Raw genomic sequence first — 22,025 nt, 5'->3', positions numbered from 1 at the left:
GGATATGACTAATACAGGATATTTTGGTGACTTTGGCGGCATGTACGTCCCTGAGTTACTCGTACCAGCGCTTAAACAACTTGAGCAAGAGTTTAACAAAGCACAGCAAGACGAAAGCTTTAAAGAAGAATTTTATGCACTGCTAAATGAATATGCAGGTCGCCCTACGCCTTTAACGCTGTCTCGCAACCTAATCAAAAACCCTAAGGTAAAACTTTACCTTAAACGTGAAGACTTGCTTCACGGTGGTGCGCACAAAACAAACCAAGTATTGGGTCAAGCCCTACTGACTAAACGCATGGGTAAAAAAGAAGTTATTGCAGAGACTGGTGCTGGACAACATGGTGTTGCGACCGCATTGGCGTGTGCGCTATTAGGCTTAAAGTGTCGCGTATACATGGGTGCAAAAGACGTTGAACGCCAGCAGCCTAACGTATTTAGAATGCGCTTAATGGGTGCAGAAGTTATCCCAGTAACAGCGGGTTCAGGCACGCTAAAGGATGCCGTGAATGAAGCAATGCGTGATTGGTCTGCAAACTACAAAACTGCCCACTACCTGCTTGGCACTGCCGCTGGTCCTCACCCATTCCCAACTTTGGTTAGAGATTTCCAACGTATGATTGGTGAAGAAGCTAAACAGCAAGTTCTTGACGCTGAAGGCCGTTTACCAGACGTTGTTATGGCGTGTGTAGGCGGTGGCTCAAATGCGATTGGTATGTTCGCTGATTTCATCGATGAAAAAGACGTTAAACTTGTCGGTATTGAGCCTGCTGGTAAAGGCCTTGATACTGAAGAGCATGGCGCTGCACTTTGTAAAGGTAGCCAAGGTATCCTTCATGGTGCGTATACCTACATCATGCAAGACAATGATGGTCAAATCGAAGAGTCGTACTCAGTCTCTGCGGGTCTTGATTACCCTGCGGTAGGCCCGCAACATGCCTACCTGCATCAAACCGGTCGTGCTCAGTACGTCGGTATTACTGACACTGAAGCCCTAGATGCATTCCAAGCTCTGGCAAAAAATGAAGGTATTATCCCTGCGCTTGAATCAAGCCATGCCTTAGCTTATGCACTTAAGTATGCAGAGCAACAAACTGAAGAAACCATAATTGTCGTTAACTTAAGTGGCCGTGGTGACAAAGATCTTGCCCATGTACACAACGTATTGAATGAGCGAGGTGAACTATGAGCCGATATAGCAACCTATTTACACGTCTAAACGATGCCAGACAAGGCGCTTTTGTACCGTTTGTAACCTTAGGTGACCCAACGAAAGAAATCAGCCTAGATATCGTAAAAAGTCTGATTGATGGCGGTGCAGACGCACTAGAGCTGGGTATTCCATTTTCAGACCCAATTGCGGATGGCCCGGTTATTCAAGCAGCTAATATTCGCGCGCTTGAGAGCAAAATCAACACCCAAGACTGCTTTGATATTATTCGCCAAATCCGCGAATACAATGCAGATATTCCAATCGGCTTGTTGCTGTACTCAAACCTTATTTTTGCGCAAGGTATTGAAAACTTCTACCAGCAAGCCAAAGATGCGGGGGTTGATTCTATCCTTGTTGCAGATGTACCACTGCATGAGTCTAAGATGTTCAGACAAGCTGCACAGCAGGCTGAAATTGAGCCTATCTTCATCGCAACGCCTAATGCAAGCGATGACACATTGCGTCAGTGTGCAAGCTACGGTCGCGGGTACACCTACCTACTTTCTCGCTCAGGTGTAACAGGCACTGAGACAAAGGCTGAAATGCCAGCGGATACCATGATCAATAAGTTAGTAGAGTATAATGCCGCACCAGCATTACTGGGCTTTGGTATTTCAGCGCCAGAGCATGTGAAAGCTGCCATCGACTCAGGCGCAGCCGGTGCAATCTCTGGTTCTGCAGTCGTGAAAATTATTGAAGAAAACTTAACTGAGCCTGCGCTTATGTGTGAGCGATTACGTGAGTTTGTTGCAACCATGAAGGCTGCAACACAGAAATAATTTTATACTACTTGGCTAAAGCGTCTTTGAGCGCTTTGGCCGCTTTAAACAACACTTTATTTTGCCCTTCAATCATGATTTCTTCACCCGTTCTTGGGTTACGACCAGCCTTAGCAGGATGATAGCTCAAAGACAATGTGCCGAACCCAGCCAAAGATACAGGGTCACCTTCAGATAAACGCTTTGAGACCGCGTTTAGAATACTATCTAGCGCTGCTTTTGAGTCCTTTTTGGTCAGTTCACTGTTTGCGGACATTGCGGATACTAGTTCGCTCTTATTCATAGAGTTCTCAATTTATTTTTAAATTGTGCGGAGGCTAGAAGCTTCGCCTTAAAAAGTCAATCTTGAACTTGTGACAATATCTTGATACAACGCAATAAAGGCTTAATCATCGAGGAAGTGAATGACTTTTATACTAGAGTATTTTCCCCTAATCCTGTTTTTTGCAGTATACAAATTTATGGACATATTTTGGGCCACTGGGGTATTAATCGTGGCGTCAGTCATTCAAATGATTTACCAATACTTCACCGACGGTAAAGTATCACAACGACATTGGGTGTTTTTTGCAATCGCTTTATTACTCGGGGGCATGACAATCCTATTCCAAGATGAGCAGTTCATCATGTGGAAAGCAACCATCATCTACGCGATACTCGGGGCCAGTTTGTTGGTGTCTCACTACATATTTAAAAAGAATCTTGCCAAAAAGGCACTGTTAAGCGTTTTGAATAGTGCGATGCTACAAGATCAAAAAGCGAATAAAGACGAAAAAACTCAATCTGATAACCCAGCTGCACAGCTAGATATTCCAGAGACTTTGTTTGATAGGCTGAATCTTGCATGGTCTGCACTGTTTTTCTTTATTGCAGTGCTCAACTTATACGTCGCTTATAACTTTTCTTTGAATTTTTGGGTTAATTTTAAAGTATTCGGGCTGATGGCCATTACCTTTGTTGCTATCCTCATTACCATCATGAAAGTCTCGAAATACCTGCCTGAAGACGACTAAATAGCATCCAATCTATTTGGGGTTTTGTATACCTTATCCATTGCGTAATCTTTTTCTAGATTACGCGAAATCCTCCCGACACTTGCTATATTTTATTGATACAGCAACACTTGGGGTCACTTCTTTGAACGCACATCAGTTTCGTTGGTTTGAGCTATTCTCGGTCTTTTTTCTGCTTCCATTTATTGCCTACTTTTTTCGTCATGAATTGGCCAATTGGCTATTTCCCGCCCTCATCATTATTATGTCGGTGTGTACCTACTTACTGCTTTCAGATCCACACTTTAAACGTTTCAGGTTGACTAGCTTGGGGCAGTTCTCCGCCATCAAAAAGAGATTGTTCTCCATCTTTTTTATCGGCGCGTTATTTTCAGGCATGCTATACGGATTAATCAGTCAAGAAACGTGGTTTGACTTACCCATCAACTCAACCACAGATTGGTTGGTATTACTTATCGCCTATCCAATTTTATCCGTCTTGCCTCAAGAGCTTATATTTAGAAGTTACTTTTTCCACCGCTACAAACGTATCTTACCGAGTAAAACGGTGAGGATATTACTCAGTGCCAGTGTTTTTGCGCTCGCTCATTGTGTGTATGACAACTGGATGGCCATTATCATGTCTTTCTTTGGTGGACTGCTATTTTCTTATACCTATGCGCACAGTCGCTCTTTAGCCGTGTGTGTGCTTGAACATAGTTTGTGGGGATTGTGGTTATTTACGATTGGTGCAGGGAAATACTTAGATGCTGGCGTGACATTTACATGATATGTGGGGCGCCCACCCCACATATCTTACGCTTTACTTAAAAACCAAATAAGCTAATAGCAAAGTATTTGGTTGCTACCGTATTCACAAATATCAGCAGCAAAATTACTGGAATAAAGGTCGACAATGAGAAGTTAACATACTTTTCCATAAAGCTGCCTTTATAGCTTTCATTGCCATGAGCAAGCTCTTCTGACAAGTTCGCTTTACGCCAACGATACGTTACAAATAGGCACAGTAACAAACCATTAAATGGCAAAATCGTGTCATAAAAAACGTCAGATACAATGTCAAAGAAGCTCTTATTTACGCCACCATACTGGGTAAACTGAGTTAAACTATCTACCATGCCAAATGACATTGTACACAACACAGTCAAAACACCCGTTGTTACGGCTAATACAGTCAACGACTTTTTACGGCTGTAACCTTTCGCTTCCATTAAGCTGGCAGTGGGTACCTCAACAATCGACACCAAAGATGTTATCGCGGCAAAGAAAACCAACAAAAAGAATATTCCGGCAACAATTGATGCACCCACGTAGCCAATATCAGCTTGCATTGTCAGTAATAACTGAGGCAAATATACAAAGATCATTGAGACCGAAGAGTCAGATAGTTCTTCAGGATTGACGTTCGGGTTAAAGCTGAAGATGGCTGGAATAACCATTAGGCCTGCTATAAACGCCACTAATGAGTCCGTCACGGCAACCATTTTGGAACTACCAACAATGTCTTCTTTTTTAGAAATGTAAGACGCGTAGGTGATTAAAATACCCATACCCAACGATAACGAGAAAAACGCTTGTGATAGCGCACCGTTCAATACACTGGCATCCATTTTAGAAAAGTCTGGCACAATATAATAACGTACACCGTCCATCGCATTATCTAATGTCAACACATACGCAACCAAGCCAATAAGCAGCACAAACAAGGCCGGCATCATCAATTTAGCGGCCTTTTCGATGCCTTCTTTCACACCACCAACCAGAATTAAATTCACCAGCAATCCCACCCCTGCCATATAGGCAAACACAGTGTATTCATTAATAAACGTGCCGAAATTGTCAGGGTTTGCAAGTTGATCGAGGTTACCAATAAGGGTCTGGACTAGGTATCCAAAAATCCAAACGGTGATCACCATATAAAAGACGGCAATCATAAATGGTGTTAAAACAGCGAGTGCACCGGCAAAGGACCACTTCTTATCTCCCCCAGTAAGCGAATGATAAGCGCCATACGGATCTTTTTGAGCCTTGCGACCAAGTGCCATTTCGGCAATCATGACTGGCAAACAGATAAACGCAACAAACAGTGCATAAATAATCAGAAACGCACCACCGCCATTTTTGGCAGCAGATACAGGAAAACCAACCAAGTTTCCGATCCCCACAGCGGAGCCAGCCGCTGCTAAAATGAAACCCAGTCGGGAGCTAAATTGCTCGCGGTTTGCACTCATTAAAACAACCTTATTATTATTTTTCACGATAGTCGAAGGACTGTAACAGCCAAGGCCTGCGGATTTCAAGTCCCAAACAAGAATCTCTTAAGATAACGCCTATTCATTTACATTTGGGGACAATCCAGTCTATGATACGAAACACAAAATTAATTACGCATTATTTCTTACTATTATGCTTTACATGATTTACTCAACGGACGTGGAAAATTCACTAGAGAAACGTTTAGGCGCTCGCCCTGCTCACTTGGCACGTTTAAATGCGCTTAAGGAAGAGGGAAGGCTATTTGTAGCAGGCCCACTACCCGCTATTGATGACGAAAACCCAGGTGAAGCTGGCTTTACGGGTTCTTTGGTTATCGCGGAGTTTGACTCATTAGAGTTGGCACAGGCTTGGGCAAATGAAGACCCCTATATTGAAGCTGGTGTATACGCTCAAAGCGTAGTCAAACCATATAAGAAAGTTTTACCTTAACGTAAAGTTCAGCAGTGGTTAAGACAAAAAATCTTAACCTCCTGATCAAGATGTTAAGCAACCCTACTGTGGAGCTTAGAATGCAGTTGCCAAACTGTCTTGCGGCTATTTTTATGGTCTGTGCACTGGCTGTCAGTCCTGTACAAGCAAAAAATACTCAAGACACCATAAGCAAAAAAGAAGCCGTACAATTAGCAACGACCAAACAGCCAGGAAAAACCTTAAAGATCTCTCTTGAAGGTGATTACTATGTGGTACGAATTCTTCAAAGCGACGGCAGGATCATTGATGTTAAAGTTCACAAAGTAACGGGTGAAGTGAAGAAGGATTGACAATGCGAATTTTAGTAATAGAAGATGACGTTCAATTAGCTGAAAACTTACGTAACGTTTTAGAAAAAGAGAAATACAGCGTAGACCTTTGTCACGACGGAGAAAATGGCCTTTTTCACTTAACGGAATACCCACTTGATTTGGCGGTGGTTGATTTAGGTCTACCGAAAATTGATGGGATTGAGTTAATAAGACGCGCAAGAGCCCAAGACATCAAAATTCCAATTTTGATATTGACCGCGCGCGATCGCTGGCAAGAAAAGGTCGAAGGGCTAGATGCGGGTGCTGATGACTACCTCACTAAGCCATTCCATGTTGAAGAGCTGATTGCACGTTGCAATGCGTTGATAAGACGCAGTGCAGGTCAAGCAAACCCAGAAATCTCAATCGGTCCAATCACATTGCACACACGTTCTCAGCAAGTATTTGTAGGCGAAAGAGAGCTGACTCTTACAGCTTACGAATACAAAGTGCTTGAGTACTTAATGGTTAACCCGCACAAAGTGATTTCTAAATCGGAGCTTACAGAACATATTTACGATCAGGACTTTGACCTAGATTCAAACGTGATTGAAGTGTTTGTACTGCGCCTGAGGAAAAAGCTAGACCCAGATGGTACATTAAACCCAGTTGAAACCCTGCGTGGTAGAGGCTACAGGTTTAAAACCCAGTGGTAAGTAGCGCGCAGATTTCTCTTAAAATAAGGCAAGGATTTATCCTTGTCTTTGTTTTAATAATAGCCCTGCCCGCGTTATTCTTTTCGATTGGCCGCGCCTATCACGCGACGCTGATTGATGCCACAGAAAAGACGCTGGAAGCACACCTATACTCGCTGATCTCCGAAGTAGAGTTTGTATCTGATGGTATTTCAATGCCCAGAACCATTCTTGCACCAGAGCTTAACAGGCTAAACTCTGATACGTACGCACTCGTTTACCAACAGAATACTCTGGTTTGGTATTCAGAGTCTGCTGTTAGCTTAACCGTGACACCTGATGTGTCTCAGACACAAGCTGGTGCATCCGAATTCAAAAAGGTCGAATACAGTGGCGAAGAGTTTTGGCAACTCAGCCTGACGGTCATACTCGGTAATGCCGAGCAATCCCAACAAGCAAAGTTTATTTTACTTAAAAAGAATTCTGCCTTGGTAGCCCTCATGTCCGAGTTCAGAAATACGCTGGTCAACTGGATGCTGATTATGGGCGTTGTGATAGCCGCATTGATGGCTTTTGGTTTTGTTTGGAATGCCAGACCGCTTCAACGCCTTGATAAAGAAATTAAAGAAGTCGAGGCTGGTGAACGTGACAAGATTTCTGGCCTTTACCCAGTTGAGCTCAATACAATTAAGGCTGATTTGAACCTATTGCTTGACTCTCAACGTCGCCAAAAAGAGCGCTATAGGGCTTCACTTAGCGATCTCGCACATGCGCTTAAAACACCTTTAGCGGTATTAAAATCAAGCTCCTTAGCTAATGACGCAGAGGCACAAGAACAGCTTGACCGTATCAATGCCATGATTGAGCATCAACTTAAACGCGCAGCAACGGGGGCATCCGATACTTGGAAAAAGCAAACGCTCGTTAAGCCTGTACTCGACTCTATATTAAATGCAATGAGTAAGGTCTATCATGATAAAGCGATTCAATTTTCGGCATTTTGTGCTGACGATGCCGCTTTCCTTGGTGATAAAACCGATTTAATGGAAATATTGGGCAATATCATCGATAATGCATGTAAGGCATGTGCGCATAAAATTGATATACAAGTAAAAACAACTCCAAGTAAAGGCACCGTTTTTATTATTGGTGATGATGGTCCAGGCATACCTGAAGGTAAACGTCACGAGCTATTACAACGTGGCACGCGTTTGGATACATATGAAGCTGGACATGGTGTTGGAATGGCTATCGTTTCAGATTTAGTCGCCTCTTATCATGGCAACATTATCATTGATTACAGTGAACTTGGTGGGGCGCAATTTACAATAGAATTTGGCTATGAGCAAAATCACTAATCTATTTATAATTACCGTGGCGGCACTCAGTTTTGATACGAGTGCGCGTACCAATACACTCGTAGACTGCACACATTTAGATTCTGACCATCCGCAAAAAGCTAAGCGTTACCTGATGTGTTTGGATGGGAATATCGAAATGCTCGAGCGGGACCGACAGGCTTGGATCAACAAGCTAATCATGGACACTGAAGAGCTAGAAAAAGACACTGGTAATACGCAATTAATGCCTATCATTAAACGGAGCCTTCTAAGTCAAAGCCATTACATGGAAGATTCCTGCAAATGGCGTTATTTAAAAGAACTGCCAAACTCTACCAGTGCAGCTAAGGTGTATAAGCGCTGTAAAATAGCGTTTTTACAGCACCATACCAAAGAGCTAAAAGCTAACTTTTAGACCCTTCGAAACTACCTAGCATGGTCGCTAACCAGCGGCCATCTTCACTGTTTTCTAATCCAATTTTTACGACCATAGTTAATGGCACAGATAGCAACATACCAACGGTGCCCAATAACCATCCCCAAAATATTAACGAGACAAATACCACTAACGTAGATAAGCCTAAGCCTTTGCCCATATATTTAGGTTCAACAATATTGCCCATGACAGTATTAATTGAAAGATACCCTGCTGCGACAAGGCCGCTTACAACCGGTCCATGAGTTACCAATGCAAGAAGCACAGGTGGTACGGCAGCAATGATAGAACCGATATTGGGTATATAATTGAGTAAAAATGCCAAGACGCCCCATAGGACAAAGTAATCCACGTCTAAAATCCACAGTATCAAACTTGCCAATGCCCCCGTTGCCAAAGAGACCAATGTTTTAATGGCCAGGTAACTGTTGATAGAATTGAGAAAACGATCGATTTGCTGCATTTTCATTTGCGGATCATCGAGTGCCAGATGTACTTTTTTGCTTAGCATGGGCGCTTCGAACAACATAAATACCACGGTCAATAAAATCAAAAAGATGTTTGCCATTACACCACCAAAACCAGCTAACATGTTCGTGGCGACATCAATCATTTTTCCGGGATCGAAAAGAGAAATTAACTGCTGTTTATCAATTAAAATATTGTAGTTTGCTGCAATATTTACCAACCAAATGAACTTATCTTGCAGTGCCTCTCTATAGCTCGGTAATTGTTGAGAGAAATCATTTAAAGACTGGCCAACTAAGCCAGCTAAGCTCATGCCCAGTAGTCCAACAAAGGCAATGATGATCAAGATCGAAGCCCCTTTTGGAATACGATAACTGGCAAAAAACTTTAATAATGGGTTGCAAATAATCGCGATAAAGGCAGCCAAAATAAACGGTACCAATATATCGTTTGCAAGTTTTATCCCTGCCAATACAATGAATAAGGAAGCTAAAACGACTAAGCTTTTATTTATTCCTGTTAATGATGACACTTTTGATCCTTATGCGAGGTCGCAACGTTGAAGAAATGATCACACATAATTTTTTATATGTATCTGCTACTATTGTAATGGAAAATGTTTTCAAAACACTAGGGTAAAACTAAAAACATATTTAAACCAATCACTATTTGGGCGTGGAATGAATATACTGATCACTGGAGCTACAGGACTTATCGGCCAAGAACTTTGTAAGTTTTTAGTCAACAAACATAACCTAACCATATTAACTAGAAGCGAAGTCAAAGCGCGACAGGTTTTGCCACAAAATGGACATTTTGTTTCACAGCTCGATGAGGTCGACTTTAATGAAATAGACATCATCATTAATCTCGCCGGTGAGCCGATTGCAGACAAACGCTGGAGTGATAAACAAAAAGAGGCCATTACCTCTAGCCGTGTTGGACTGACAGAACAAATTTCACGCCACATAAATGCAGCTCAAAATCCGCCACACACATTCATTTCAGGCAGTGCCATAGGCGTTTATGGCAGGCAGTCAGCAGATATTACGGTAGATGAAAGCTTCAACAAACCTTTCGATGAATTCAGCCACCAGCTTTGTAGAGACTGGGAGGATGCCGCTTTAGCCGCTAAAAGTGAACAAACTCGAGTGTGCCTGTTACGGACAGGTGTTGTGTTATCTCGCCATGGCGGCGCACTAAAAAAAATGTTACCCGCTTTCTCTTGGGGAATGGGCGGCCCGATGGGGTCGGGAGAACAAATGATGTCTTGGATCCACATTGATGACATGATCCAACTGATCCTCTTTTTAATTAAACACACTGAATTAGAAGGTGCCTTCAATGCGACAGCACCTAACCCCGTTTCCAATAAAGAGTTCACTTACTGCTTAGCTAACGTGCTTAATCGGCCTGCCTTTTTTTGGCTGCCTGAGAGTTTTTTGAAATGGGCTTTTGGTGAAATGTCAGACATTCTTATTTATGGCCAAAAAGTCATACCGCAAAAAGCACTGGATGCCAATTATCGATTTCGATATACCTCTTTAGAAGAGGCACTGAAACAAATAATGCACTGAGCAATTCCTCTTGTCCTGCGATTCAAAAAGTGTACGCCTAAAGCGTTTTTTGAATCCAGTTATGTTTGCTACTTCACAACACTGCACCTCGTTCATTTTCAGCTACACTGACCGATAACCACCTTTCTTGAAACAACTTTACTGCCATTCAAAGTGTTTTTGTAGTGATGTGGGCTATCAAATTCGACTAAATAAGGATGCATTAACATGTCACAAATTACGCCTATCCCTCTTCCCACGCCATGCAACTGGTCTGATCATGTAAGCGCTTGCGAGGCACATATAAACCAGCTAACGGTTATTTTTGAGCAAAATCCACATTATAAATATTTATATTTAGGCGCGCTTTCTGAGCTATGTATTGAGACAACCATTGCACGCAGACAAGAAGTTGCTAACTACTGGTTGCCCTATCTTTACCAGCAACCTGGTTATACGCTTAGCCACTTTTTCACTAAATGGCTGACATACACGCCAGCACCGAGTAACCCAGGTGAGTATATTGAGTACTGGGATTACTTGGTCAATACAGAAACTGGGCTTCAGCTTGCAAATGAATCATGCTTTAGAAATTGGTTTAAAACCTTCTTAGATTGCCATGGCATTTGGATAAACAGCACCGACTCTACCTCCACATTACAAGCGTGGATGAAATATACAGGAACAAAGGCCCATCCTTTCGATATCAACGAATACGACAGACCAGATCCCAATAGCCCTTCTGGCGGCTTTGAATCATTTAATCAATTCTTTTTACGCAACCTAAAACCCGATGAGCGTCCAGAATCAGACAGTATTATTGTCGCCCCATGTGACGGCGGGGTTTTTTATCTGGCACATGAAGACAAAAAATCCAACCAACATACTCGCTATTTGCTACCTAATAAATCGGGTGATGAATTTAACTTAATTGAGGCGATCCCTGGCTATGGTAGATTATTTATTGGCGGGCCATTACTTGACGCCCTGCTCTGGTTTACTGACTACCACCACTTTCACGCGCCGGTCACAGGTGAGGTGATAGAACAAGGACTGTATGCGGGCTCTTATAATTATGACTTTGATGACTTCGATCCCAGTAACCCTTATGGACCTTTAGCGCCTACCACCAGTGATAAGGCTGGTTGGTATCAAAAACTCGGTAAACATCAACGCTATGTTTGGGTCATCAAGACCGACAGTTTAGGTTTAGTGGCCATGATAGCAATCGGCTTTTGGGGTGTCGGCAGCATTACTAATGCGATAAGTACTGGTGAAAAAATAGAGAAAGGTCAATATATGGGTCATTTTGGCTACGGTGGCTCCTCAATCGTACTCGCGTTTGAACCAAACAAGCGACTCGAGTTTAAAGTTGCTGACAAATCGGTTAAAGGACCTGATAAGCCAAGGCTAATGAAGGTCAGACAAGCACTAGGCCATCAAAAATAGCGGTCTATCTCAAAGTGCGTAATCATGCACTTTGAGATGTCTTTGTACTAAATTACTTTACAAAGTAAAGTAATTCATTTTGTTGATGTCGCGAACTTTCATCACTGCCATAAGGCCAAACATCAAAACTCGTTTTAGAATTAGGCGCTTGAATGACCGATGCACCTTGATAGGTATATGACTCAACGCGCGTAGAATCTTTGTCTCCAAGTATGACGCCCGCAAAGTCCCACGATACATCGCAGTGAGTATCTTCATGATGCCAAATCAAGCCATACTCGCCCCATGTGGACAATGCCGCTAAATTATCATCTGTATAAATATTGCGACAATTTGCGTTGTTCATTTTAGCCTGATATACCTGCGTAATGCGACCGTGCTCATCTTTAAACATCATGCCGCCAGTAACAGTCTGTCTCAGTGCCTGCCATCTCTGTGCTTTCATTACGGAGAAGTTGGCTGGTGAAATAACCTCGCCTTCCTGAATATTCACGATATTGTCTTTATGATTAGCGAATAACGTCCAACCACCGCCCTGATAATCCATATCACACCAGACTTTGAAGGCTTCTACGCCCATATTTTCGCCATCAGGGTCAATAAGATAGAATCCGGTAGCGGCGACTGGCAACTGCGTTTTTATATCTAAACAATTACGACCCGTTGGTGAGAGCGTATCTTCAATCTCGTCTAAGCGTGCTATCACCTGAGTGTAGTCATTGCGTATTGTTTGGTACTGGCCTTCTAGTTCAGCCACGCGACTTTGCAGAGATTGTATTTGCTGCTGTTGGGCTGCTGATTGAGACGTAATACTTTGAATTTGTGAATCTACGTAGCGCTTTGTAACTAAGTGAGACGGTTGCAAAGGATCGTCAGCAATCGCATTTCCAATGACATGTAGCGCATCGCTTGGTGCACTAGTACCCACGCCAACTTGCTTAAGGGTAGTCACACTCGTCGCTGATTCCTGCCAATCCGTATCTGTTACTACTTGAGGTTGCTGCTCAGTGCCTGTTTGGGCAAACGCTTGGTTCAATAGACCTAGGCTCGATGTTAATGCGACAGAAATTAAGCTAAATTTAACTATGTTATTCATAAATATGCTCTATTAATCAACTACAAACAAATCTTCATAGTTATGAACAGTACACATTTATGGGATAAATTTCTTAATAAGGTACAAACATATTTTTCAGAACATCTGCTATACATGTCTTTAATAGGAAAATGACCAATAGGGGTAAATAAAACAAGATGCCGCAATCAAAGACCAAACCAACATCGTGAGCCAGTACATCCCAGGCTGCACCTTGCGATTATACGGATGCCATAGGTATGCTTCGCCTCTGATAAGATCAAATAACAACCAAAGTACCAAAGCGAAGCCCAACCAATAACTCCAAGGAAAACCGAACAACATATAACCTCCAACATTTATCGAAAATCTCACTGTTAAAAACATGAAGTGATAGCGTCAGCGCCTCTTCTCCTCACTCCACGGCCCTTTTAACTCACATTTATTGTCAATCTGACAATTTAAACTATACTCTTATCTGAAGTTAATTGTCAACATGACAATTAAAATGCGGGTTGTTATAGTATGCAAAATCACGAAAAAGGTAATCAACATGCCTAGACCTAGCATGGCCGCTCAGCGTCAAGAAGAGATCTTAGATGCGCTTGAAGTATGCATCTTAAAATATGGTATTCAAGCCACCTCACTTGAAAATATTGCCGAAACGGCAGGCGTCAAACGCACCATCTTACGCCATTACATAGGAAACAGGGACGATATCATTTGTGCTCTGAGCAGCAGGCTTAAAGCCAAATATAGCCAGCAATGGCAGCAATTGCTTCCATGGTTGCCCAGTGAAAATAAAGCTGAGTCTTTGATAGATGCTTTGTTTACAGTAGGCTCAAAGGAACAAGTCAATGACACCATTGTCGGAGAAGCTATTTTTTCCGAAGCGAAGCGGCTACCGCCAATTAAAGCGGATCAACAACAAATAATGTCTGAATTTATTGAAATAGTAAGTAATATTTTAAAATCCCAATATACCAGAGCTAGCGACGATAAAATCGAACTTGTGGCTTACGGCATCTATGCTAATTACTTGTTATCTGAATCGTTTTTACCACTCACTTTCGTAGACCAAGTCCATAAGCTTAAATCAAGTACTAAGCTTTTATGTACCACCCTGGAGTGAAACCAGCCCAAATAATAAATTTTCACATTGACAATTTAAAGCTCGAAATTTAAGCTAGAATTAAATCATTGCCATATTTAGGACAAGATATGAAACTAGCAGGCTCAATATTACTATCCGGTGCCATTGTATTTGCGGTGTGGGGCGTTGCTTTATTGCAACCGACTCCTGCGCGCGCAATCACCGTTCCAACTACCACTAAAACTGGCGAGCAGCCAATCGTAAACAACAACACCGTAGTCGTGAGCTCAGAGGGTAAAACCAGTCGAAGTGATACAAAGCAATTAGAAGCGCTTATGATTGAAGGGAATACAGCAATGCTTGCAACTTCACAAGTGGAGCAACTTTGGCGCGAGTTAAGTAACAATAAGCAGCTTAACCAAAAGTTGGTACGAAACCCTGCTGTTATCTACGTCTATTATCGAGACTTTTCGGCCAACTATGATAGTGCCAAAGTCACGATAGGATACCCGACCTCAGACTTATCAAGTACCAAAGCGACAACCACGATTGCTTCAGCGACATATGACCGCTTGCTGCAAAAGAAAAAATATACGCCTTCACAGCTTTCAAAAGCGTGGCAAGAAATAGATTATCGACGCAATCTAGAACATGTCATTGAGATCCATCACCTGTCAGAAAATAGTGAAGTGATCGCAACTGAAGTACTCGTGAATTACGAGGAGCAATAACGTGGATTATCTCACCATACCTTTTTCCGTTGACGATATCTGGTGGCTCGAAGCATTTATTGATGATTGGTTCTTTGTCATTGCCCTTGCCCTATTTGTTGTTGAGTTACTAAGATATGCCTTTAAAAAGCAGATCACTAGAAACCTATTAGGGGATAGCGTCACAAACTTCATTACGCTGGGCTTGTTCATGCTATTAGTAAGTTTTGTTGCACTTGCCTACATCGCCGTATTCTTTTTTGTCTACGACAACTTTAAGCTGGTTGAACTGCCACCAACTCTTTGGACAATCGGGTGTTGCATTATTTTGGCAGATCTTGCCTATTATTGGGAACATCGATTTTTACACAAGAATGGGTTTGCATGGGCAACACATACGGTCCATCATAGCTCACCGCATTTCAATATTTCAGTTGCGTATCGTCACGGTCCTTTAGACTGGCTTTTCCCACTGTTTTTTTACTTACCTCTTGCTTTATTAGGGTTTCATCCATTTATTATTCTGCTTGCAGAAGTGATAGTGCAGGTTTATCAAACTTTGTTACACACCGAAACCGTTAAAAAATTACCTCGTCCAATTGAGACGATTTTTAACACGCCATCACATCACAGAGTGCATCATGCAAGAAATACCCAATACCTAGATAAAAACTACGCAGGCATTTTTATCATTTGGGACAGGCTTTTTGGCACCTTTGCCAAAGAAGAAGAAAAAGTAAAGTATGGCGTCTATCCACAATTAAATAGCGTTAACCCAATAAAGGTTTTTTTTAGTGGCTACATAAAATTAGTACAACAAATAAGTACGGTTTCTAGTTGGGCTGATAAGTTTAGGCTGCTTTATAAGCCACCTCTTTGGGCTTGGCAGCAAACCCAACAGAAGAAAAACAGCGAATCTAATTAGGCCATTATCACCAACAAGCCAGTATCGACTCGATTGGTTCTGGCTTTTATTGACTAACAAACTTACTCGTACCATTTAAATTGTAATCATCAGCAAGCACTGACTGATAATCCTTAAATAGGCGTTCACTATAAGTGTCCATTCTTATTGCATGTAATCTGCTGCGACATCCTTTAATTTATCCACTATCAATTTTTGATTGCGATTATCTACAAAGGCGGTTTGATTCGATACAAATACATTGTGTTTCGTATCCATGGCGTAAAGTCGCACTCGTCCAGTACTGCCCCAGAATGTATTAATGAGGCCCAGATCTTCATGAGGAAAAGTATTCAGCTCATTTGAGCGATAGCGCAAGATATTTGTTGATGACGGTGAAAGCTCGGCTTGTTCGGTATAGTCTAGAAGCTGCAGACGAATATCTACGTAGTTATTTCGGCTGATTTGCACCCGCATGAGTGCTAAAGGACGCAATGAAGTACTTGCTCGGCCAGCATTCGAGGCAACAATTTCCACCTCGAAATAGCTGTATAACTCATGTTGTTGAGACTTGAGCTTTTGAAGTTGTGTTTCTATGTTTCTAATATCATCTCGTAGGCGCTCATATCTGATGCTCGATTCTGCGATGACGTCATGAATGTCCTCTTTTACATCGTTAAGTAGGAACTTAAGTGCAACAATATTAATTTGTGGCTCTTCGTGTTGATCAAAAGTCATTTGAGAATAATTTCGCGTAATTGCGAGTACCTGCTCTTCAAAATAGCGGGCTTCAGAATCGTCAATGTAATTACTCAAATCCCACTCTTTAAGTTCGCTGACCCGAAATTCAATTAAAGGGTATTGATGGTTATTAGGATCTAAATAAGCCTCAATGCGCTCAATACTTTTTTGCAAATTGGCTTTGGTCACGGCCATATTCTTTAGGTCCTGCTTAGCCTTTTCATAGGCGTTGTAAACAGTGTTAAGCGTAAACTCAGGATAATCTATCTTGTCGCCTTGCTGCCCTAACTTGTTATACTCATACAGCAGTTCGTCAGAGATATAAGGCTCCAGCAACACAAGCTCGTCTGTATCCAGTGGCACCTTGAAGCGCGTGGATTCATTGCGGTTAATAGACGCTATTTCAATCACAACTTCTGGCGTCTCAACAAAATAAATTTGCCATACAGGAATTACAGCAGCTGAAATAAGCCCGGCTAAGCCGAGCATAACACTGCGTATGTTCTGTTTTACTCTTTGGCGCAGTGAAAAGGACTCACCCTCTACATGGGTTGGCTCAGTTTTGTCGGGCATGCGCTCACTCCGGCGGTCATATGAACAAATAAGATAGAGGACGCAACTTAATAGTACTCATTGATAATGTTTTTATGTTCAGTCGAATAGCGCAAAGTATCGTGCAGAATTACCAAGGACGATTATACTTAGCGTTACAAGAATTAAAGAGCTAACTGATTGTCGTACCCTCGCTTAAAATCAATATTAAAAGCTATCTTACACAGCAAGTATTTACTCTCGCTGAGAGAGGCATTCATAGCATTAATTCCCTATTTCGTTTGTAGCGCTTTGGCGATTTTTATTCTTAATAGTGCATTGGCGTTAAACGTCATTACCGTTACCCACCCACTATACGAAAATGTATTCAATGCAGCATCACTCATACTGGCTCTCTTTCCCGTCATTGTGGCAATATCAATCGGCTTTTTTGTTTGTAAAAATTACGGCCAGAGCGGCATTGTAGGAGCGATGTTGGCACTGTTATCCTTCTCTGTTCACGGGCAATACATAGTCCTAGACCAAGGTGCTTTCGCACTAAACCCAAGCGGTGCCACTCCTTATGCGATTATAATCCCCAGTATTAGCAGTGTGCTTCTTATTTTCTTAATTAAGAAACAGCCCAACTTAGCGATTTACTTTCACCAAGTAAGCCGTTTCCTCAGTGAAAAGCTACTGATCATTCTGCCCTTTTTTATCGCCTTTTTCAGCTTTTACGCATTTATGCCCTTGCTCAACGTCATGGGGAATGAAATCGCAACTTTCATCACACCAAACCCTGATGAGCTCTCTATTGCTCAACTCACTTTTCAACGGATGGTTGTTATTCATACTCTGTGGTTTGTGGGTATTCATGGCGACAATACTTTTAACATGCTGTTTGACGCACAGTACTTGTTCCAGCCAATATTGGCCAATCTACCAGCTAAAACTTTTTACGATACTTTTGTTTTAACTGGCGGCACCGGCTGTTTTGCAGGACTGATTGTTGCGGCATTTTTCTTGAAACGAGGCAGCCATGAGCGAAACATCGTCAAGCTGTCTTTGCCTTTTACAATTTTCAACTTCTGCGAAATTATCCTATTTGCGCTACCGGTATTTTTAAACCCCGTCATGCTAATTCCTTTTTTGCTTGCGCCGATTGTAAATTTTATTATTTCTTATACCGTTATTAGCGCGGGTTGGGTCACTGTATCTGATGTGCACATAAGCTGGATGCTACCTACACTTTTTAGTGGCTACGAGGTATCTAATGGCTTTTCAGGCGTGATATTGCAGTGTTTTTTGATTTCACTAAACGCTTTTATCTACTACCCATTTCTGAAAAAACAAAGTGAGCAGTTTCATTTTGTCAATGCGGTCAGTAAGCTCAGTGACTCACTCAATATTGCAGAGCAGTTGAGGCAATCTAGCGAACAAGACTTTTTATCCCATCGCCAAGATATTGAACAATCAAACAAGGAATTACAGCATGCGCTACTGGAGATAAGTAATGGAAAATTACTGCTCTTTTATCAGCCACAAATATGTCAGAAGAAAAATGAAATTCGCGGTTTTGAAGCACTATTGAGATTACAAAAACCAGATGACACGATTACAGGCCCTTACTTTTTAGACACACTAATTAAAAATGACAGAACAGATATCATTGATACATGGGTCATAGAACAAGCACAAAGAGACCTGCATTACTTTGCCAAAAGATGCTATAAGCCCATTATCAGTATCAATGTAAACCCCAAAGTACTTTGCGACAACACGCTCATTACCCATGTTTGCGATAACTTTAAGCATTTTCCCAATCAATTGAAAATTGAAGTGGTCGAGTCTGCATATCTCAAAGACAAGACGACTGTCATTTCTAATATCGAAAAATTAAAAAAACATAATATTAAAACCGTTATCGACGATTTTGGTACCGGATACTCTAGTTTGTCCATGCTGGCGGAATTGCCAATAGACATCATAAAATTAGACAAATCCATGCTGGACAAAGCACAAACTACAGCCGGTGCCGATTTTTATCAACATGTCGTTGAATTGCTGCACAAGATGAACAAGCGTTTGGTCGCCGAAGGCGTCGAAACGGAACAGCAATTAAAGTTTGTACGTGCGCTACAAATCGAAACCGTACAAGGATGGTATTACCAAAAAGCGCTCCCCAAACAAGAGGTCCTTGCTTATCTGAGTCAGTTTTATTCAAACAAGTAATAGGGCGATTATCAGAAGGCCTACCCATACATCATGAGACACGAATGGTTACTTTATGTATTTCATCGAGATTTTTATAAGGGATACCTCAGCCAATTAGGGTAGACTAGACTAATTAACTTCACTACAAAAAACGCAATGAAGAAACATAAGGCACTTGCCTTGTTCGACTTTGATGGCACCATTACAACAGAAGACTGTTACACCAAATTCATCTTCTTCGCCACACCTAAAGCTCGGCTTTATATCGGCTACTTTTTAGTGCTCCCAATCATAGCACTATATAAGCTTGGCATTTTACCAGCGAACAAAACGCGTCCCATACTATCAAAAGTCGCTTTTTGGCGTCGTACTGAAAATGAAGTAGTGGAAAAAGCACGCCAATACGTCGAGTATGTTTTGCCACCACTAATAAGACAAGAGGTGCTAAATAAGATTAAATGGCATCAAACTATGGATCACGATGTATATGTCGTCTCTGCATCAATAAACCCATATTTATCAATCTGGTGCAGACAAATCGGCATTAACTTATTATGTAGTGAACTTGAATGTATTGATGGAGAATATACAGGAAACTATATTCTTGGAGATTGTAGTGGAGTAAATAAAGTGAAATTACTCGAAATGCAGACCAACCTAAGCGAATATGAACATATATATGCTTATGGTGACACCGAAGAAGATATGGCGATGTTAAGTATAGCCGACACACGCTTTTACCAGGGTAATAAAATAACCTAAACACGCATGAATATAGCGTTTTTTAAGAGTTAGAAAAGCTAAGGAGCAGCTAACTCATTAATGACATTCAGTAAAAACCTCAACAAGCTTTCGACAGCCTGCATTTATAATCAACATATAAAGGTGAGAATTAAATCATAAAGAAGTTTAAAACCACTCCTCAGAAAATAATTTAAAATTTATTAGTACTACTAGACAATCCCAGAATTTATTTATCAAAAAAACTGCATTGCATATAGCGAATACGACCATCACCTGTCTCTTGATAATAAAACCCTGTCGCGTAAGTTTCTCTACCATCCACTTTGCCGCACACTACAGGGCCGTTAATATCAGCATCCTTGTGGCTATGGAGATAAGAAGTTGATTTGCCCATGACCCTCTTACATTCAAACCGTTCTACACTTCTATCGCCTTCAACATAAAAATACATGCCCGTCACAACAAAACCACCTGCGCACTCATACCAATCATTACCATTGCCATTGCCATTCATAAATATATCGTAAATCTCTGATGAAGAGAGTGTCATACTAGGGGTACCTGTCGCTTGAAATCCATATAGGCTTTGTCCTCATAGGCGTTCAAAGCACTTCGAACATGAACTGCCAACCTCCCCTTTTGATTAATATTCACTCGCCACACAACAAAAAAATAAAAAACAACAAGTAAATTTATAATTAAATTAATTAAATAAAACTCAAAAAAAAGAACAATAAAATAAAAATCGTTGCAAGAAAGAAAAACAAATTTAAAAAAATAAATAGAAAGAAAAACAGAGAAGAAAAAAGATTAAAAAGCGGACAAAAAGCAAACAAAAAGACAAAATCAACTGACAAGAATAACAGTTTAAAAACAAAAACAAATTAACATTCAAACACATACCTACCATTGCAAAATCCTATATTAAGAGCACCGAGCAACTATTAAAATAATTATAAAACCTGCTACAAAGCATTGATAAAAACAAAAAACACAAATACTTTAAATATACAAATTAAAAACCACAAAAATAAAAAACTTATAAAAACAATAATTAAATAAGGAAATAAAAAATGAAAAAAACAATGCTTGCTTTAGCGACACTGCTTGTTAGTAACTCTGCACTTGCGGTAACTAATAGCCTACCCGCAAATTGTGATTACGGGCGACATGCGCCATATGACGTAGAAGTTCATCAAGTGTATCACGCAGTGTCAGACGGATTAGAGGTATATGGCAACCCATACAACCCCGTAGCGTGGGCAGAATTTTTTGAGAGTATGTCTGAGCTACTGGACAGTTTCGATTATTTGAGAGTCGAAACTCCAAAACACGTTTTGCGAGGCTCAAGTTTTAGAGCAAAAGGCAATTTATTCGATAGGTACGCCTATGTAAACTTTCACAATTCAGAGAAAGGTTATACGGGACGAGATAAATCCAATTTAGATGCAAACTCATATCACTACATGTCTTTTAATAAGACACATGGTTACGGCCTAGTCTGGATAACACGCGGTAATTTATGCTCTGCGGAGGGGGTATGGGTACAAAATAAACCATCCGTGTCAAAACGTGGATTAAGTACGTCTGGCGGTCTGATCACAGCCAAAGTGAACTACTCTGTTGATAAATATTCAAAAGCTGCTAAAGACTCGAAAACCCCAGTAAAACTAACCATTACCTCTCGCAGTGACGGTTACAATACTCGCAGCTCAAAGACATTTACCACAACCCGTACATCTGGTAGCTACACTTTACCAATTTCAGCCCACGCAGGTGGTGGTATTTACGACATTCAAGTCACTGTGCATGATGGCAACTATCACCAAACCATTAACATGGGCAGCACTTGGGTACAAGGTCCCAGTATTCCTCCATGCGAAGGCTGTGTCGAATTGTAATACGTCCACGACGGTAGTATCAGAATTTATTTTGACATGAATAAAAATTAATATCTTTTCCTTAATTTAAAAGCTCTGCCAAATATAAATGTCAGAGCTTTTTATTCTCATCAATACTGTAGGAACCAAAATTCTTGCTCAGAATACACATCTTCGAGCTCAAC

General features: G+C 41.2%; 24 protein-coding genes. 17 read left to right on the top strand and 7 right to left on the bottom strand.

Annotated features, from left to right (window positions below; all coding sequences use genetic code 11):
• Positions 1–4 precede the first annotated feature (4 nt).
• Positions 5–1,189 carry a tryptophan synthase subunit beta gene (trpB, locus tag A7985_RS00895; protein WP_063358447.1) on the top strand — a complete coding sequence of 395 codons (1,185 nt, stop codon included), beginning with the start codon at positions 5–7 and terminating at the stop codon, positions 1,187–1,189.
• Positions 1,186–1,992, top strand: a complete 807-nt coding sequence (trpA, locus tag A7985_RS00890) for a tryptophan synthase subunit alpha (RefSeq protein ID WP_063374940.1) — start codon at positions 1,186–1,188, stop codon at positions 1,990–1,992. Before trpB ends, trpA begins: the two co-directional genes overlap by 4 nt.
• Before the next feature lie 7 nt (positions 1,993–1,999).
• Here trpA and A7985_RS00885 read toward each other — a convergent pair whose 3' ends face one another.
• Positions 2,000–2,275, bottom strand: a complete 276-nt coding sequence (locus tag A7985_RS00885; protein ID WP_065788568.1) for an HU family DNA-binding protein — start codon at positions 2,273–2,275, stop codon at positions 2,000–2,002.
• 121 nt (positions 2,276–2,396) lie between these two features.
• Here A7985_RS00885 and A7985_RS00880 point away from each other — a divergent pair, with 121 nt between their 5' ends.
• Both A7985_RS00880 and A7985_RS00875 read left to right on the top strand, forming a co-directional pair.
• A complete protein-coding gene (locus A7985_RS00880; protein ID WP_065788567.1) occupies positions 2,397–3,005 on the top strand; it encodes an inner membrane-spanning protein YciB in 609 nt (202 codons plus the stop codon).
• 124 nt (positions 3,006–3,129) lie between these two features.
• Positions 3,130–3,774, top strand: a complete 645-nt coding sequence (locus A7985_RS00875) for a CPBP family intramembrane glutamic endopeptidase (RefSeq protein ID WP_065788566.1) — start codon at positions 3,130–3,132, stop codon at positions 3,772–3,774.
• A 37-nt stretch (positions 3,775–3,811) separates the two neighbouring features.
• On the opposite strand, the gene A7985_RS00870 is transcribed toward A7985_RS00875, so the two are convergent.
• Complete coding sequence (locus A7985_RS00870) at positions 3,812–5,236, bottom strand: sodium-dependent transporter (RefSeq protein WP_065788565.1); 1,425 nt, start codon at positions 5,234–5,236, stop codon at positions 3,812–3,814.
• A gap of 175 nt (positions 5,237–5,411) precedes the next feature.
• Between A7985_RS00870 and A7985_RS00865 the strand changes: the two genes are divergently transcribed.
• The 5 genes from A7985_RS00865 (at position 5,412) to A7985_RS00845 (ending at position 8,454) form a co-directional block, all read left to right on the top strand.
• Complete coding sequence (locus A7985_RS00865) at positions 5,412–5,711, top strand: YciI family protein (RefSeq protein WP_065788564.1); 300 nt, start codon at positions 5,412–5,414, stop codon at positions 5,709–5,711.
• An 80-nt stretch (positions 5,712–5,791) separates the two neighbouring features.
• Complete coding sequence (locus tag A7985_RS00860) at positions 5,792–6,043, top strand: PepSY domain-containing protein (RefSeq protein ID WP_065788563.1); 252 nt, start codon at positions 5,792–5,794, stop codon at positions 6,041–6,043.
• Positions 6,044–6,045: 2 nt separating this feature from the next.
• Positions 6,046–6,720 carry a response regulator transcription factor gene (locus A7985_RS00855; protein ID WP_065788562.1) on the top strand — a complete coding sequence of 225 codons (675 nt, stop codon included), beginning with the start codon at positions 6,046–6,048 and terminating at the stop codon, positions 6,718–6,720.
• Positions 6,714–8,057, top strand: coding sequence for an ATP-binding protein (locus A7985_RS00850; RefSeq protein WP_065788561.1), 1,344 nt, complete (start codon positions 6,714–6,716; stop codon positions 8,055–8,057). The genes A7985_RS00855 and A7985_RS00850 overlap by 7 nt, the downstream gene beginning before the upstream one ends.
• Entirely contained in the window at positions 8,041–8,454 is a 414-nt protein-coding gene (locus tag A7985_RS00845) for a hypothetical protein (RefSeq protein WP_065788560.1), read from the top strand. Before A7985_RS00850 ends, A7985_RS00845 begins: the two co-directional genes overlap by 17 nt.
• Here A7985_RS00845 and A7985_RS00840 read toward each other — a convergent pair.
• Positions 8,444–9,475, bottom strand: a complete 1,032-nt coding sequence (locus A7985_RS00840) for an AI-2E family transporter (protein ID WP_065788559.1) — start codon at positions 9,473–9,475, stop codon at positions 8,444–8,446. The two genes, A7985_RS00845 and A7985_RS00840, sit on opposite strands and share 11 nt — an antisense overlap.
• A gap of 148 nt (positions 9,476–9,623) precedes the next feature.
• On the opposite strand from A7985_RS00840, the gene A7985_RS00835 reads away from it, so the two are divergent.
• Both A7985_RS00835 and A7985_RS00830 read left to right on the top strand, forming a co-directional pair.
• Positions 9,624–10,520 (top strand): TIGR01777 family oxidoreductase, encoded by an 897-nt coding sequence (locus A7985_RS00835; RefSeq protein ID WP_065788558.1) that lies wholly within the window; start codon positions 9,624–9,626, stop codon positions 10,518–10,520.
• A 207-nt stretch (positions 10,521–10,727) separates the two neighbouring features.
• On the top strand, positions 10,728–11,948 hold the full coding sequence (locus tag A7985_RS00830) for a phosphatidylserine decarboxylase (RefSeq protein ID WP_065788557.1): 1,221 nt from the start codon (positions 10,728–10,730) through the stop codon (positions 11,946–11,948).
• A 52-nt stretch (positions 11,949–12,000) separates the two neighbouring features.
• On the opposite strand, the gene A7985_RS00825 is transcribed toward A7985_RS00830, so the two are convergent.
• On the bottom strand, positions 12,001–13,044 hold the full coding sequence (locus A7985_RS00825) for a fibrinogen-like YCDxxxxGGGW domain-containing protein (RefSeq protein WP_065788556.1): 1,044 nt from the start codon (positions 13,042–13,044) through the stop codon (positions 12,001–12,003).
• A 120-nt stretch (positions 13,045–13,164) separates the two neighbouring features.
• Positions 13,165–13,368 (bottom strand): hypothetical protein, encoded by a 204-nt coding sequence (locus A7985_RS00820; RefSeq protein WP_065788555.1) that lies wholly within the window; start codon positions 13,366–13,368, stop codon positions 13,165–13,167.
• Positions 13,369–13,576: 208 nt separating this feature from the next.
• Here A7985_RS00820 and A7985_RS00815 point away from each other — a divergent pair, with 208 nt between their 5' ends.
• From A7985_RS00815 to A7985_RS00805, 3 genes are all read left to right on the top strand, one after another.
• On the top strand, positions 13,577–14,155 hold the full coding sequence (locus A7985_RS00815) for a TetR/AcrR family transcriptional regulator (RefSeq protein ID WP_065788554.1): 579 nt from the start codon (positions 13,577–13,579) through the stop codon (positions 14,153–14,155).
• An 89-nt stretch (positions 14,156–14,244) separates the two neighbouring features.
• Positions 14,245–14,847: a hypothetical protein gene (locus A7985_RS00810; RefSeq protein ID WP_065788553.1), complete on the top strand. Its 603-nt coding sequence runs from the start codon at positions 14,245–14,247 to the stop codon at positions 14,845–14,847.
• Between the two features lies 1 nt (position 14,848).
• Positions 14,849–15,751 carry a sterol desaturase family protein gene (locus A7985_RS00805; protein ID WP_065788552.1) on the top strand — a complete coding sequence of 301 codons (903 nt, stop codon included), beginning with the start codon at positions 14,849–14,851 and terminating at the stop codon, positions 15,749–15,751.
• Positions 15,752–15,895: 144 nt separating this feature from the next.
• On the opposite strand, the gene A7985_RS00800 is transcribed toward A7985_RS00805, so the two are convergent.
• Positions 15,896–17,044, bottom strand: a complete 1,149-nt coding sequence (locus A7985_RS00800; protein ID WP_065788551.1) for a hypothetical protein — start codon at positions 17,042–17,044, stop codon at positions 15,896–15,898.
• 159 nt (positions 17,045–17,203) lie between these two features.
• Here A7985_RS00800 and A7985_RS00795 point away from each other — a divergent pair, with 159 nt between their 5' ends.
• Together A7985_RS00795 and A7985_RS00790 are read left to right on the top strand one after the other, a co-directional pair.
• Positions 17,204–19,234 carry an EAL domain-containing protein gene (locus A7985_RS00795; RefSeq protein WP_065788550.1) on the top strand — a complete coding sequence of 677 codons (2,031 nt, stop codon included), beginning with the start codon at positions 17,204–17,206 and terminating at the stop codon, positions 19,232–19,234.
• 138 nt (positions 19,235–19,372) lie between these two features.
• The gene (locus A7985_RS00790; protein WP_065788549.1) at positions 19,373–19,978 is read left to right on the top strand and encodes an HAD-IB family phosphatase; all 606 of its coding nucleotides are present in this window, start codon (positions 19,373–19,375) and stop codon (positions 19,976–19,978) included.
• Between the two features lie 208 nt (positions 19,979–20,186).
• On the opposite strand, the gene A7985_RS00785 is transcribed toward A7985_RS00790, so the two are convergent.
• The gene (locus tag A7985_RS00785) at positions 20,187–20,510 is read right to left on the bottom strand and encodes a hypothetical protein (RefSeq protein WP_065788548.1); all 324 of its coding nucleotides are present in this window, start codon (positions 20,508–20,510) and stop codon (positions 20,187–20,189) included.
• 523 nt (positions 20,511–21,033) lie between these two features.
• On the opposite strand from A7985_RS00785, the gene A7985_RS00780 reads away from it, so the two are divergent.
• Entirely contained in the window at positions 21,034–21,861 is an 828-nt protein-coding gene (locus tag A7985_RS00780; protein WP_065788547.1) for a hypothetical protein, read from the top strand.
• The last annotated feature ends 164 nt before the right edge of the window (positions 21,862–22,025 follow it).

Origin of the sequence: Pseudoalteromonas luteoviolacea (genome assembly GCF_001696455.1) — a bacterium.
In the GTDB taxonomy this organism is placed as follows: domain Bacteria; phylum Pseudomonadota; class Gammaproteobacteria; order Enterobacterales; family Alteromonadaceae; genus Pseudoalteromonas; species Pseudoalteromonas luteoviolacea_C.
Note: the sequence above shows the minus strand (reverse complement) of the source record. Positions and strands in the feature narration are given on the sequence as shown.

Excerpts from the sequence above, each read along its gene's own strand:
- A7985_RS00885 (WP_065788568.1), bottom strand. The coding sequence starts at position 2,275 with ATGAATAAGAGCGAACTAGTATCCGCAATGTCCGCAAACAGTGAACTG.
- A7985_RS00820 (WP_065788555.1), bottom strand. The coding sequence starts at position 13,368 with ATGTTGTTCGGTTTTCCTTGGAGTTATTGGTTGGGCTTCGCTTTGGTA.
- A7985_RS00855 (WP_065788562.1), top strand. The coding sequence starts at position 6,046 with ATGCGAATTTTAGTAATAGAAGATGACGTTCAATTAGCTGAAAACTTA.
- A7985_RS00815 (WP_065788554.1), top strand. The coding sequence starts at position 13,577 with ATGCCTAGACCTAGCATGGCCGCTCAGCGTCAAGAAGAGATCTTAGAT.
- A7985_RS00780 (WP_065788547.1), top strand. The coding sequence starts at position 21,034 with ATGAAAAAAACAATGCTTGCTTTAGCGACACTGCTTGTTAGTAACTCT.
- A7985_RS00870 (WP_065788565.1), bottom strand. The coding sequence starts at position 5,236 with ATGAGTGCAAACCGCGAGCAATTTAGCTCCCGACTGGGTTTCATTTTA.
- A7985_RS00880 (WP_065788567.1), top strand. The coding sequence starts at position 2,397 with ATGACTTTTATACTAGAGTATTTTCCCCTAATCCTGTTTTTTGCAGTA.
- trpA (WP_063374940.1), top strand. The coding sequence starts at position 1,186 with ATGAGCCGATATAGCAACCTATTTACACGTCTAAACGATGCCAGACAA.
- A7985_RS00845 (WP_065788560.1), top strand. The coding sequence starts at position 8,041 with ATGAGCAAAATCACTAATCTATTTATAATTACCGTGGCGGCACTCAGT.
- A7985_RS00800 (WP_065788551.1), bottom strand. The coding sequence starts at position 17,044 with ATGCCCGACAAAACTGAGCCAACCCATGTAGAGGGTGAGTCCTTTTCA.
- A7985_RS00865 (WP_065788564.1), top strand. The coding sequence starts at position 5,412 with ATGCTTTACATGATTTACTCAACGGACGTGGAAAATTCACTAGAGAAA.
- A7985_RS00810 (WP_065788553.1), top strand. The coding sequence starts at position 14,245 with ATGAAACTAGCAGGCTCAATATTACTATCCGGTGCCATTGTATTTGCG.
- A7985_RS00830 (WP_065788557.1), top strand. The coding sequence starts at position 10,728 with ATGTCACAAATTACGCCTATCCCTCTTCCCACGCCATGCAACTGGTCT.
- A7985_RS00790 (WP_065788549.1), top strand. The coding sequence starts at position 19,373 with ATGAAGAAACATAAGGCACTTGCCTTGTTCGACTTTGATGGCACCATT.
- trpB (WP_063358447.1), top strand. The coding sequence starts at position 5 with ATGACTAATACAGGATATTTTGGTGACTTTGGCGGCATGTACGTCCCT.
- A7985_RS00835 (WP_065788558.1), top strand. The coding sequence starts at position 9,624 with ATGAATATACTGATCACTGGAGCTACAGGACTTATCGGCCAAGAACTT.
- A7985_RS00860 (WP_065788563.1), top strand. The coding sequence starts at position 5,792 with ATGCAGTTGCCAAACTGTCTTGCGGCTATTTTTATGGTCTGTGCACTG.
- A7985_RS00825 (WP_065788556.1), bottom strand. The coding sequence starts at position 13,044 with ATGAATAACATAGTTAAATTTAGCTTAATTTCTGTCGCATTAACATCG.
- A7985_RS00785 (WP_065788548.1), bottom strand. The coding sequence starts at position 20,510 with ATGACACTCTCTTCATCAGAGATTTACGATATATTTATGAATGGCAAT.